The sequence below is a fragment of the Kaistella rhinocerotis genome (assembly GCF_030243905.1).
Classification (GTDB): Bacteria; Bacteroidota; Bacteroidia; order Flavobacteriales; family Weeksellaceae; genus Kaistella; species Kaistella rhinocerotis.
The window spans coordinates 559,657-571,434 of the sequence record NZ_JASSYY010000002.1; the positions used below are offsets into that span (position 1 = coordinate 559,657).

An 11,778-nucleotide genomic window follows, 5' to 3' on the forward strand; every position below is an offset into this window, starting at 1 on the left:
ATATTTGTGCCAAGGCTTTATAATTCCTATTTTTGCTGATAAATGTCATAAAATATGTCGCTGGAAAAACAAAAGTTGATCGAGGAAAATCTATTACAAGTATTTAGTGATGAGTCGTTTAAGGAAATGTTGTCTGCCGAAGATTATTCGCGCTATGTTAACGCAAAACAAAACCTGAAATTCCGCAAGGGACAGACCATTTTTGATGATGGAGGAACGCCAAACGGCGTTTATTTTTTGAATAAAGGAACCGCAAAACTCAGCAAGCAAGGTGTTTACGGAAAAGAGCAGATCCTGCGATTCATCAAAGAAGGTGATCTTATTGGGTATCGTTCATTGCTTTGTGGTGAGCAGTTTCAGGCAAAAGCAGAGGCGATGACCGACGTGGAAGCTACTTTTTTACCATCAGATGTTTTTCTTCATCTGCTGGAAGTATTTCCGAAACTGTCTTTCGTTATGCTACAGAAAATTGCGTTTGAACTTGGCGAATCTTCAAATACGGTGACAGTTTTAGCACAAAAGACAGTGCGTGAACGCCTTGCTGAAATTCTGCTGCTGCTCGAACAGAAATTGGGTACAGACCCGGAAGGCTTTATCAAAATCACGTTAACCCGTGAAGAAATCGCTAATTTGGTGGGAACTGCCACAGAGAGCGCGATACGCTTGATTTCAGAATTCAAACAGGACGGCCTGATCGAAGCTGACGGGCGGAATTTAAAAATATTGAATCACGAAAAACTCATCAAGCTGGGTCACGTGACATTGTAGTATTTCTAAATTTTTGCGCAGCCGGTTAATAATTATTTTAAAACAAACCTAATGTCTGTACATTCCGAAATAAAGAAAATCACCACCGAAACTTTGCGAAAAATGAAATTCGACAAAGAGAAAATCACCATGCTTACGGCATATGATTTCACTACCGCGAAAATGGTGGATGCCGGTGGCGTAGAATCAATCCTCATCGGTGATTCTGCAGCAAATGTGATGGCAGGTTTTGAAACGACACTTCCTATTACCTTAGACCAAATGATCTACCACACCCAATGTGTGGTGCGCGGTGTACAGCGTGCACTGGTGGTTGCAGATTTGCCGTTTGGTTCCTACCAAAGCAATCCGGACAAGGCACTTGAGTCAGCGGTACGCATGATGAAGGAAGGCGGTGCACATGCGGTGAAGATAGAAGGCGGCATCGAAATTGAAGAATCGATCCGGAAAATCATCAATGCCGGTATCCCTGTGATGGGTCACCTCGGCCTTACGCCGCAGTCCATCTACCAGTTCGGGACGTATAAAGTTCGCGCAAAAGAGGAAGCGGAAGCTGAAAAACTCTTGAGCGATGCTAAATTACTGGAAGAACTCGGCTGTTTTGCGCTTGTACTGGAGAAAATTCCGGCGAACCTGGCGAAAAAAGTCACTGAAAATATCACAATTCCAACCATCGGGATTGGTGCCGGCGCAGACTGTGATGGTCAGGTGCTGGTATATCACGACATGGTGGGGATGAACCACGGTTTTTCGCCTAAATTCCTCAGGCGCTACCTCGACCTTTATACAGAAATCACAGGCGCAGTTTCACAATTCGTAAAAGATGTGAAAACTGCTGATTTCCCTAATCAAAATGAAAGTTACTAAATGAATACCAATACACAAACCATCCAGGGAATCCTTTCGATTGCCGCATTACTTTGCCTTATCGTAGGTTTTTTCAACCTTTTTTCACCCGAAATAAATGATCTGCTGTACAACAAGGTTTTCTATGTCTTGATCGGAGCCAGTTTCTATTTTCAGGCACCTACGCTCGCCAATAAGAACATGCTGTATCCTATGTACGCAGCGGCAGCGCTTTGTATTATCGGTGCTTTCCTTCCACAGGATTCACAGTTTGCGGTGATTAAGACTATTGGTTTGTTTGCCGGCGTTTTACTTTCAATTTTCAACCGCCCAAGAACAGTTCGCCGTAACTAATACGCGCCCGATTTAAGAATTTCTTCAAAATAATTTGTAAGTAACACGCGTTCAGCCTTCGTAAGATTGGCTTCGGGATGACGTGTGATGTAGGCTGGCAGCGGCATCGCATATTCTTTTACCGAATGGACGCTGTTTTCGAGCATACTTTTCTTTAGATCAGGATTGTACCTTCCCCAAACAGAAAGGTTTAAATGCTCCCGACCTTCGTTTACGTGATTTTTAACTGACCAGGAAATTGGAGCTACAAAGGCATAGTCAGGATACACGGTTTCGTTTGAATGACAGTCGTAACAAGCTTTTTTTAGAATTTGGCGTACTGCTGGTGGCGTATTCATAAGCTTCACGAAGTTTTCTTCCTGCTTTACGGGTTTATTGTTTCGGTCTACGGGAATAAACTGGATCAGTGCGATGACAATCAGTGTCCAATAAATTATATTCAGGAAAATTTTCATTATGGAATTACTGGTGTTGAGGTAGTTTCGCCGGAAGACTGCAGCCCGGGTTTATCTTCGGCAGCTTTCAGGTCCCAGGTTTCACGTATTTCCCAAAGTGGTCTTATCTCAATGGTTTTATTGAGGATATAAACGTCTTCAGCGAACTCGTCGGTGAGTAAATCCGCAGAATCCCAGATGCCGTTTTCGTTATTATCAACCAAGATTCGGGCTTTGTATCTTCCCGGTTTTAAAGCATTAAACGTAAATACCGCGGTTTTGCCTGTGGAAGAATAAGCAATCTTATTGTTATCCGTAAGAAGTTGCAGCCAGAATGTATTTTCCGGTATGTTGTCTAAGGTAAGCACCAGCGAACCGTAATTTTCGGTCTTATCCGCCTCGAAGTCAAAACGGTAAGATTTCGGGACCGAAACATAAAAAGAACTTAAACTTTCACGTGGAACCGTAAGCGAATATTTTTTACCTTCTTTAAATTCACTTTGAATGTTTACTTCAAAACGGTTGTTCTCATTAATCCGCGCAGTAAACGGCTGCGACAGACTGTCGGAGACCAAGGTCCACTTTTCGGGTTGGATGCTGTCGATAATGTAATTCGAAGAAATGGTAAAGCCGTCACCTGGTGCTAACAAATTACCTTTGTTATTTGAAAGTGTCAGCTCATTCCGCGTATTGTAACGGTAGAAAAGTGAGACAGAATCTTTCTTCAGGCCATCATCATAACTAAAGCGCAAATTTTCACTGGCCGAGATTCCCACATCCTGTTTCTGCGCATCGAACCAAATATGTACAGAATCTGATTTTGGCTTGTGTGTCACCTTATAATCCTGCAGTTTTTCATTTAAAGAAAGTACATTTACCGTTTGCGGATTGCCTTCAAATGTCATCAGGATTCCACCCGGCGCCTCCTTCATTTCCACATATTTCACCGCTTTTCGGGATGGATACAAGGTGAGATTGAGACCTGAAATATTTTTGTCCAAAACAACAGGTTCCTTTAAAAATGCAACATTTTCTTTTCCGGCATCATACACGGAGTTTGAATTTCCGTCTTCGAAGGCTAAAATACGATAAGTGCCCGGTGAAAGGTAGTTGAGTTCAAAATAGCCGTCCGGATCAGCTTTCGTTATATAATACGGCTTCTGGCGGTATTCCATAGAATCTTTTGCCGTATATAAACCTACTACCAAATCTTTTTCGGTAGAAACCGAAGTTTCTTCTGCCATCAGATCTTTCAGTTCGCCACTGATGTATAGGTCGTCTATTTTTTCACCGGTAGAAAAAGCAAAATTATAGTAGCGGAGCGGGTTACCCTCGTTGTTATCCTGAATAGCATTGCCAAAATTAAAATTATAAGTGGTGTTGGCCTGCAGGGTATCATCCCATTTGATGAGCAGATATTTATTTGCCAAGCCGGACGGGATGATCTTGGTCATCTTGCGCAGTGGTGGAGAAATAATAAGCTGTCTGTTGATGTCTTTCAAGGTGATATACTCATCAAAATCTATTCTGAGCTCACGGATGTCACGCGGAACGTTCACTCTCGAAGTATCAATATTTGAACCGACTACCTGCGGCGGCAAAGTGTCTTTGTCACCACCGACCGGCGATCCCACGCGTGCGCATGAAAAAAGCAGAAGACTCAGAAAAAGAAAGACAACTTTCTTCATTAAAAAGGTATTTGCGCAAAAATAAGAAATTATTCGCTGTAAGGCTCGCCGGCGTTTGTTTCCGGAGGTACCGCGGGAGCAATCGGTGCAGAATTTTCGTGCATCAGTTTCGCCAGTTTTTCGGTTTCTGCCGGAAAGTTTTCAAAAAGTCCTGAAAGTGCCAGCGACGTGTAAACTCTTTGCGAATATTTGTTGCCAATCGCAATTATGGTGACATTAGACTTCAACAGATGCGCAAACACAGAATTAGTACCGTGCCACCATCCGTTGTGGTACGTGAGTTTTTCGCCATTGTTGAAAATCTTCATCCGGAATCCGAGTCCATAATTATTCACGCCCGGACGCTCATTGCTGTACGGCTCAAAGACCATATTGTGAAGGTCTGCGCGAAGGAAATTTTTGGCATAAAGTGCCTTAGAGAAATTCAAAAGGTCACGTGGAGTGGTGTACACATTTTTGTCGCCGTAGATGGCATCAAGCCTGTCATAAGGATAAACTTTAGGCCCGCGCTGCAAGAAAGATTTCGCAGCCGTAGCAGTGTCTTTTTCCTGGAATATATACGTATCCTTCATTTTTAATGGCCGGAAGACAATTTGCTGCATCGCCTCCGGAAACGGAACGCCCGTCACTTTTTCCACCAGGGATGCAAGCAGCGCATAATTGGTGTTGCAATACATAAAACCTGTATCGGTGGGCCGCGAAAGCTCCGGTTTGTAACGGATAAGTAGATTTACGATGTCACGGTTGGTCAGGAATTTTTTAGAAACTTCTGCCGGTGCAGGAGAAATCTTTTCCACGAAATATTCATATTTGGGCAAACCGCTGCGTTGGTTCAGCAGGTTGAAAACAGTGACTTTTGGATACGGAAATCCCGGAAAATATTTTGAAAGCGGATCATGTAGGCCGATCTTGCCGGCTTCCACCAGTTTCAGTGTCGCGATTGCAGTAATTGATTTCGAAACCGATGCTACGTGCAGTGCCACTGTATCATTAATGGGCGCCTGTCTGTTATCCTGGCTGTAGCCACGGTAACTTTCGTAGATTATTTTGTCGCCTTTAGCTATGAGCAAGCTACCCCAAAGGTCCCCTTTTTCCCAAACCTTTTCGTAATAATTATCGATTACGCTGACGATCGAATCTTTGTTTTTCAGGCGGTTGTCTTTATTTTTAAAGATACCGTCGAGGTCTATTGCGCTGAAATTTGGAAGGTCCGTTGGCGGTACAGTTTCCTCATTTTGTTTGTTACATGAGAAAATCAGTAAACTGAAAAAAAGAAGTAGAAAAATCCTTCGGAATGTTGTCATTAAAAAGGCAGTTGAGCTTAAAAAGTGACGCAAGGTAAGAGGTTTTAAGCAGAAAAAGGTAAGACTGCCGTCATAAAAGAATGTTAATTTGGCTGAAATTTCGCTTTGATTTTATCGACGATCACCTGTGCGAGCATCTTTTTGCTTTGAACTGTCCACCCGGCAATGTGTGGTGTAACGATTACATTATCAGTATTTAAGAGGTAATTTAAGTCTTCATTTACAATCTCCAGGTTCTCAAATGACGGTTTTTCAAATTCCAGCACATCTAAACATGCACCTTTGATTTTTCCCGAAGTTAAAGCATTGACTAGGTCTTTCGTGTTTACGTTTTTTCCGCGCGCCGTATTCACCAAATAGAAATCTTTCTGCATTTCCGAAATCATTTTTTCATTCACAAAATGCAATGTTTCCGGCGTTTCGGGCAAATGAATGCTCAGTATGTCCGCTTCTTTTTTTAAATCTTCTAAGGAAACCTGTTCCGCGAATTCATCCGAAAGATCAGGCCGAATATCGTAGAATATTACCTTAACGCCAAAGCCCGAAAGTCTCCTGGCCACAGCTTTTCCCATCACGCCGTAGCCGATGACGCCAAGAGTTTTACCGCGAAGTTCGTCACCGCGGTTTTCCTCGCGTCGCCAAATGCCGTTTTTTACTTCCGAAGCAGCGATCTGAAGTCTGTGCATCAGCATCAGAAGCATCCCCAAAACATGTTCTGCAACAGAATCGCGGTTTCCTTCGGGTGAGTTGATGAGTTCGATTCCTTTGCTTTTCGCAAATTCACAATCGATATTTTCCATTCCGGAACCTACGCGTGCGATAAATTTTAGCTGTGTTGCGTTCTCGAGCAGATTTTGATCAATCGGAATCCGGCTGCGGATGATAATTCCATCATACACGGAGATTTTCTCGCAAATTTCCGCGTAAGTTGAACTGAAGTCATCTTCTATCATAAAGCCAGCCGCTGTCAGCTGGTCGGTAAGGAGCGGATGGTTTTTGTCAATTTGCAGAATTTTCATTCGAAAAGCTGTATAAAAAGGCGTTTTTTAGCTGCTGAAAAGCTTTTTAAGCTCGATGGAATCCGCCGCTTTCATTCGGCCAGAGAGAATCAGCGACAGTTCCTTACGTCGCAAAGCTGCATCAAACCTCTGTTTTTCCTCTTCCGTTTCAGGTTCCATCTGCGGAATCGGGATCGGCCTGTTAAACTCGTCGACCGCAACAAAGGTGTAGATACCCTCGTTGGTATGTATTTTTTTTTGATTGATAGGATCATCCAACCAAACATCGACGTAGATTTCCATCGAAGTAGAAAATGCCCGCGAAACTTTGGACTCCAGCACCACAATGCCACCTTCGGGAATAGGATGGTTGAATGAAACATGATTCACAGACGCTGTCACCACGCGGCGCTCGCAATGTCTTGCTGCTGATATAGACGCGCAACGGTCCATTTTAGCGAGCAGTTCGCCACCAAAAAGGTTTCTAAGGGAATTGGTTTCGTTCGGCAGTACGATATTCGTCATAACCGTCAGAGAATCAGCGGCTTTTTTTATTTTCCCCATCGTGTACTTTTATTTTTTAAAGATGTAGTGGCGTTCGCCGGATTTATTATGCTGTCTGTGACGCTTGGGTCTGATTTTATTTGAATTTGTAAAGAATCCGGACGGGAAGGTTTTACAACTTTCACCGGTGTAGGTTTCGGAGTTTCAAAATGGGTCCGTGCGCCGAAAATCAGTTCCGGTTTTGCGATACCTAAATAAAAGAGCACAGAAATAATTAAGATCAGTGGCAGAAGCCAATATGCAGATGTCCCAAGTTTATAATCTGCTTTCCGCGATTTGCCCGGCTTGGCGATTTTTGCAAGATTAATTTCTTCAAGACCGTAAAAATCTGGTGCGGTATTCTGCAGCCTCTCGCCGCGAAAGACGAGTGTGCTGTCATTTAGAAAAAACTTCCCGACGCCTTCTATCGCAAGGCTTTCCTCTTTCTGAAGTGCGGCTTTCCAGAAATTGACCTGTTTCAGGATTTCTGCAGCAGCTTCCTGCACAGAAATGCCTTTCCTGGACGCGAAAAACGCAGCAAAATCTTCCGTATCGGTACCGTCGGAATCGTCAAAGCCCACTTCAATACCGGGTGGTGAAATGGTTTTGGCGTCAGATTCTATCTGCGCAGGAATATTTTGAAGATAAAAAGTTCCGAAACCGGCAAATGAAAGCCGGCGGTTACTCTTCAGAAATTCTAAAATGAGAGATATAAAACCCATATCGTGCAAATTTATGCCTTTTGAAGCACTTTTTCAAAACAAATAAAGGCTGCAGAGCTGCAGCCTTTTAAATAAAATAAAAAAATGAAATTTATTTTCTGAATTTTACTGTCTCAGTTTGCTTAGCGCTGGCCCACGTAATTTCCGCTCACCAAAGAAGAATGTTTTTTTCATCACTGAGTTTTTAAGTTATTTAGAATTCAAAATTACGAAAAAGTGAAAGATTTACGTGTATTGTTAAGCTTCCATCAACTTATTTAAAACTGTAGCTCATCCCAAACATGAAATTGGTGCCGGCTTGCGAAAAGTACATGGGTCCATCATACACAAAGCCGTTGTTTACATATTTCTTGTTGAAAATATTATTGAGCAGCAATTTGAAATCGATTTCCGTTTTTTTGATATTCAAAGTATATTTTGCATTGAAGTCGGTTAGCCAATAATCTTTCAATTGCAGATTCTCGTTGTTCGTGTTATCAAGAAACTGCTTTCCAACATATTGATTTTGAATGCTAAAACTCAGTTTATTATTTGGAGTGTAATTCACTAAAAGATTTCCGATGAAGTTTGGGGAGAAAGAAATTGGTGTATCTCCCAAGATTTCAATTCCTTCGGAAGTTTCGTTCTTAAAGCTTTTATTCTCGCTCTTACTCAAGGTTACATTCCCCGAAAGGTTCACCTTTTCTGAAAGTTGCGCTAGTGCGCCCAATTCTACTCCCATTCGGTAACTTTGCCCGGAATTCACCCGAATAAATTCGCCTACATTATTGATCTGCCCATTTAAAACAAGCTGATTCACGTAGTTCATATAATAAAGGTTCCCTGTGAAAGAAACTTTCCCTGTTTTTTTCTCGATTCCCGCTTCGAAATCGTAGAGTTTTTCTGCTTCTGTTTGTGGGTTTGCAAAAAGATCATCACGGTTCGGTTCCCGGTGCGCAACGGCTGCGGAAATAAAAATTTTACCTGCCGGGATTTTATAATTGATTCCTGCTTTTGGGTTAAAGAAGGTCCATTTCTTATCGAGATTCACTCCTTCATCATCTCCTTGTTGTACAATTTTGGTGTCGTAGGTGATGTTTCTGAGCTGTAGATCTCCGAAAAACTCAAAACGGTTTTTTGTAACGATAAATTTTGCAAATCCCGCCACTTCATTTTTCAGCGAGTTGTTCCTGTAATATTCATGTTCATCGATTTGTGGGAAATACACGCCCGTCACATTTCCAAAATGACGCCCATAATATTGATTACCAACCAATCCGAAATTCAAATCCAAGTTTTCAAATTTCCCGTATAAAGTTGAAACTACTCCATAAAAATCATTATCTAACCATTTTTTTCTGATGAAATCGCTTCTTTTAATCTCGGTACCGGTTTGGAAAATATTGGGAAGATTGTATTTTGAAAATTTAACATCTTGCTTATAATTTTCGTAATAACCTTTGCCTTTGGTGTAGTGGAAAGTGGTTTCCATATTCCAACGGTCGTTCAGTTCCTGTTCCCACAAAAGCTGATAATGATTTTGTCGGTAATTATCGGTTTCATTATCATAAAAACCAATAATATTTTCCCAGTTCGCATCATAGATCGCCCCGGAATAGTTGAATTTTGGGTTGGTTTCCCAAGTTGCTTTATCGATTCCGTTCCAGGCTTGGTATGTTTTTTCTTTGCCTCCAAACGCCATCAAACGGATTTTGGTTCTGTTTTCTTCAAAAAGCGCGGTAAAGTTGTAAGAATTAAGATCAGAAAAAGCCCGGTCGATATATCCGTCAGAATGAATGTGGGTATAACGCCCCATCAATGACAGCCGGTCTTTCCAGAATTTACCGGAACCGATTTCGGCGGAGTATTTATAGGTGTTAAACGATCCGTAGCTGTTGTCGGATTTTATATAAAACTTCTCCTCCGGATTTTTAGAAATCACGTTGACACTCGCGCCAAAGGCAGAAACTCCGTTAGAAGATGTCCCTACACCGCGCTGAATGATGATTTGTGAAGCCGAACTGGTGAGATCCGGAACATTTACGAAAAAAGTTCCCTGGGATTCCGAATCATTGTACGGAATGCCGTTCATCATTACATTGATGCCGTTTCCACCAACACCACGAATTCTGAAACCTGTGTATCCAACGCCGTTTCCGGCATCTGACGTGGAAATTACGGAGGTTTGGTTTTTAAGTAAAATCGGCAGATCCTGACCGAGATTCTTGAACGCCAGATCGCGCTCAACATTGATGATTTCTTTTGAGACCGGAAGTCTTTTGGTGAAGTTTACGCTTTCAATGGTGTAGGTTTTCAGCGTGTCCTGCGACGTTTGCGCGTAGAAAATTGGCCCTGCAGCGAGGCCTAAAATAAAAAATCCTTTCATTCTTTTAATTTTTTTAAGATTAATTGAATAAAAGGGGCGATTAGATCAATGTAGCAATCTTTTTAATTTATCAATGTAACAATACAGGCTTGCTACATTTTTCAATTGTACATTTTAAATTCCCTAAACAGCATTACCTGTTCCAGGTTCATTGGGTATAATCTCAGCTTTTTACAGCACCCCTTTATTTCAGTGACGAAAGTACAATAAAATTTTAATATGCCTGGTTTTTAATGTCGATGAAAAAGTAGTTTTGACCATCTTTGGTCACTTCAAACAGCTGTGCGAGTTTCCAGCTGAAATTCCGCTTGATGTCGCTGTATTCGAACGGGACGATGACGCGGTTATTGATATCGATTATCCCAAAACGGTTGTTTTTTGCAGCAATGATCATCGGATTTTCAAGGTCGTCGCCTTCCAGTATGTGCAGATAATCGTATTGCGGATAGATCGTGAACTGCCGGTAATCTCCGGGGTTTTCAAAACGTGAATCTTCGATGATTCCATAATTATCGTTGAAAACATAGGCATGAAACAGCTGCTTCCGAAACTCGTGCGGGCATTTTCCCAAATCATTGTCCCGGTAGGCATAGACGCGTTTTCCAGCACGGTTGATCCTGTAATCTTTACCGAGATATCTTACTGCCGCATATTTTGCCGATCCAAAAACACGGACTTTCGGATTTGGGGAATTCTGCAGCTGACAGTCTTCTGCGAAGAAGCCTACATTGCTGTACAGATGCGGGATTATGACCTTTCCTTCGGTGTTGATAAAACCGAATTTCCCGTCTGATTTTTGTGGGATAAGAAGCGTTTCGTTCTTATCTTTTTTAATGTTTTTGTGTACATCAGCAGATTCATCCCTGGGTTGAACCTTGGCAGTCGATTCCTGAGCGTAGCCGTTTCCGGAAAGCCAAAAGGTCAACATCAAAACTGAAAATATTTTTAAAAAGTCCATTGGTTCACTTGGTTTAAATGAAGGCAAAATTAGCCATTTAAAAATTCCTGAATATGGCAAACAGGATAATGACACCTAATACAATCAGAATAGCCCTGTAACCGAAAAAGATAGTTCTGGTTTTAGGCCATCTCTTTTTTGCAAAATCGGTGTAGAATAGCATTGCCGCAAGAATGTACGGTATTGAGATCACCAACAGTGGGTTATAAGTGAAAGCTTCCTTTAAATTTAAATGTAGAATAGCATGCACGGCACGCTGTGAGCCACAGCCCGGACATTGCAATCCGGTAAGCGAGAGAAAGGGACATTTAGGAAAAAACTGGTAAACCGCCGGATCAAAGTGATAATACAGGATTGCGCAACTGACAATTCCGACCGCCAAGATCCACGGTAAAATTTTGCGCGTGGTTTTATTCTGCTGCTGCACCTAGAAAAGCTAAACCTCCAAATACGATTAAATATAAAAATCCACCCAGGACGCCTACAACAACGGAAATAAGGACCATCGTTTTAGCCGTTTGTGCAGCGCGCTGTGCTCCCGCCACGTCACCCTGCGCAAATTTTCCTTCTACGCCGGCTGCATTGATGATTCCGACGATGCCCAATGGCAAACAGCAAAACAAGGTTACCAAAATAGATTCTACCAGCCAGTTCTTTGGCGGAAAACCCGAAGGCCTGCGCTCAGCGCCCATACTTTCATTTGAAAATTCCATCAATATTTTTTTTAAAAGTAAGCAAAAATAGATTTCCGGCATCGCTTCAACATATTTTCTGTATGACTAAAACCATTTAAAACCT

13 protein-coding genes are annotated in these 11,778 nt (G+C 42.0%); 3 read left to right on the plus strand and 10 right to left on the minus strand.

Annotation, left to right across the window (positions count from 1 at the left end):
* The first annotated feature begins 54 nt into the window (after positions 1-54).
* From QEP06_RS07840 to QEP06_RS07850, 3 genes are read left to right on the plus strand one after another with little or no spacing between them, the layout of a single operon-like run.
* On the plus strand, positions 55-768 hold the full coding sequence (locus QEP06_RS07840) for a Crp/Fnr family transcriptional regulator (RefSeq protein WP_251832410.1): 714 nt from the start codon (positions 55-57) through the stop codon (positions 766-768).
* Positions 769-819: 51 nt separating this feature from the next.
* The gene (gene panB / locus QEP06_RS07845; protein ID WP_251832409.1) at positions 820-1,635 is read left to right on the plus strand and encodes a 3-methyl-2-oxobutanoate hydroxymethyltransferase; all 816 of its coding nucleotides are present in this window, start codon (positions 820-822) and stop codon (positions 1,633-1,635) included.
* The gene (locus QEP06_RS07850; protein ID WP_251832408.1) at positions 1,636-1,968 is read left to right on the plus strand and encodes a hypothetical protein; all 333 of its coding nucleotides are present in this window, start codon (positions 1,636-1,638) and stop codon (positions 1,966-1,968) included.
* Here the strand turns inward: QEP06_RS07850 and QEP06_RS07855 are convergent.
* The 10 genes from QEP06_RS07855 to QEP06_RS07895 form a co-directional block, all read right to left on the minus strand.
* Complete coding sequence (locus QEP06_RS07855) at positions 1,965-2,423, minus strand: heme-binding domain-containing protein (RefSeq protein ID WP_285269775.1); 459 nt, start codon at positions 2,421-2,423, stop codon at positions 1,965-1,967. The genes QEP06_RS07850 and QEP06_RS07855 overlap by 4 nt on opposite strands.
* Complete coding sequence (locus QEP06_RS07860) at positions 2,423-4,090, minus strand: Ig-like domain-containing domain (protein ID WP_285269776.1); 1,668 nt, start codon at positions 4,088-4,090, stop codon at positions 2,423-2,425. Before QEP06_RS07860 ends, QEP06_RS07855 begins: the two co-directional genes overlap by 1 nt.
* A gap of 29 nt (positions 4,091-4,119) precedes the next feature.
* On the minus strand, positions 4,120-5,394 hold the full coding sequence (locus tag QEP06_RS07865; protein WP_285269777.1) for a serine hydrolase domain-containing protein: 1,275 nt from the start codon (positions 5,392-5,394) through the stop codon (positions 4,120-4,122).
* 83 nt (positions 5,395-5,477) lie between these two features.
* Positions 5,478-6,413 (minus strand): 2-hydroxyacid dehydrogenase, encoded by a 936-nt coding sequence (locus QEP06_RS07870; RefSeq protein WP_285269778.1) that lies wholly within the window; start codon positions 6,411-6,413, stop codon positions 5,478-5,480.
* Positions 6,414-6,440: 27 nt separating this feature from the next.
* Positions 6,441-6,956 (minus strand): acyl-CoA thioesterase, encoded by a 516-nt coding sequence (locus QEP06_RS07875; RefSeq protein ID WP_285269779.1) that lies wholly within the window; start codon positions 6,954-6,956, stop codon positions 6,441-6,443.
* A complete protein-coding gene (locus tag QEP06_RS07880; RefSeq protein WP_285269780.1) occupies positions 6,944-7,657 on the minus strand; it encodes a hypothetical protein in 714 nt (237 codons plus the stop codon). The genes QEP06_RS07875 and QEP06_RS07880 overlap by 13 nt, the downstream gene beginning before the upstream one ends.
* A 253-nt stretch (positions 7,658-7,910) precedes the next feature.
* Positions 7,911-10,022 carry a TonB-dependent receptor gene (locus tag QEP06_RS07885; protein WP_285269781.1) on the minus strand — a complete coding sequence of 704 codons (2,112 nt, stop codon included), beginning with the start codon at positions 10,020-10,022 and terminating at the stop codon, positions 7,911-7,913.
* Between the two features lie 214 nt (positions 10,023-10,236).
* On the minus strand, positions 10,237-10,950 hold the full coding sequence (locus QEP06_RS07890) for a WG repeat-containing protein (protein WP_285269782.1): 714 nt from the start codon (positions 10,948-10,950) through the stop codon (positions 10,237-10,239).
* A gap of 67 nt (positions 10,951-11,017) precedes the next feature.
* Positions 11,018-11,407, minus strand: a complete 390-nt coding sequence (locus QEP06_RS11710) for a DUF2752 domain-containing protein (protein ID WP_425256193.1) — start codon at positions 11,405-11,407, stop codon at positions 11,018-11,020.
* A complete protein-coding gene (locus QEP06_RS07895) occupies positions 11,391-11,693 on the minus strand; it encodes a CD225/dispanin family protein (RefSeq protein ID WP_285269783.1) in 303 nt (100 codons plus the stop codon). Before QEP06_RS07895 ends, QEP06_RS11710 begins: the two co-directional genes overlap by 17 nt.
* Positions 11,694-11,778: the final 85 nt, after the last annotated feature.

Excerpts from the sequence above, each read along its gene's own strand:
- QEP06_RS07840 (WP_251832410.1), top strand. The coding sequence starts at position 55 with ATGTCGCTGGAAAAACAAAAGTTGATCGAGGAAAATCTATTACAAGTA.
- panB (WP_251832409.1), top strand. The coding sequence starts at position 820 with ATGTCTGTACATTCCGAAATAAAGAAAATCACCACCGAAACTTTGCGA.
- QEP06_RS07850 (WP_251832408.1), top strand. The coding sequence starts at position 1,636 with ATGAATACCAATACACAAACCATCCAGGGAATCCTTTCGATTGCCGCA.
- QEP06_RS07855 (WP_285269775.1), bottom strand. The coding sequence starts at position 2,423 with ATGAAAATTTTCCTGAATATAATTTATTGGACACTGATTGTCATCGCA.
- QEP06_RS07860 (WP_285269776.1), bottom strand. The coding sequence starts at position 4,090 with ATGAAGAAAGTTGTCTTTCTTTTTCTGAGTCTTCTGCTTTTTTCATGC.
- QEP06_RS07865 (WP_285269777.1), bottom strand. The coding sequence starts at position 5,394 with ATGACAACATTCCGAAGGATTTTTCTACTTCTTTTTTTCAGTTTACTG.
- QEP06_RS07870 (WP_285269778.1), bottom strand. The coding sequence starts at position 6,413 with ATGAAAATTCTGCAAATTGACAAAAACCATCCGCTCCTTACCGACCAG.
- QEP06_RS07875 (WP_285269779.1), bottom strand. The coding sequence starts at position 6,956 with ATGGGGAAAATAAAAAAAGCCGCTGATTCTCTGACGGTTATGACGAAT.
- QEP06_RS07880 (WP_285269780.1), bottom strand. The coding sequence starts at position 7,657 with ATGGGTTTTATATCTCTCATTTTAGAATTTCTGAAGAGTAACCGCCGG.
- QEP06_RS07885 (WP_285269781.1), bottom strand. The coding sequence starts at position 10,022 with ATGAAAGGATTTTTTATTTTAGGCCTCGCTGCAGGGCCAATTTTCTAC.
- QEP06_RS07890 (WP_285269782.1), bottom strand. The coding sequence starts at position 10,950 with ATGTTGACCTTTTGGCTTTCCGGAAACGGCTACGCTCAGGAATCGACT.
- QEP06_RS07895 (WP_285269783.1), bottom strand. The coding sequence starts at position 11,693 with ATGGAATTTTCAAATGAAAGTATGGGCGCTGAGCGCAGGCCTTCGGGT.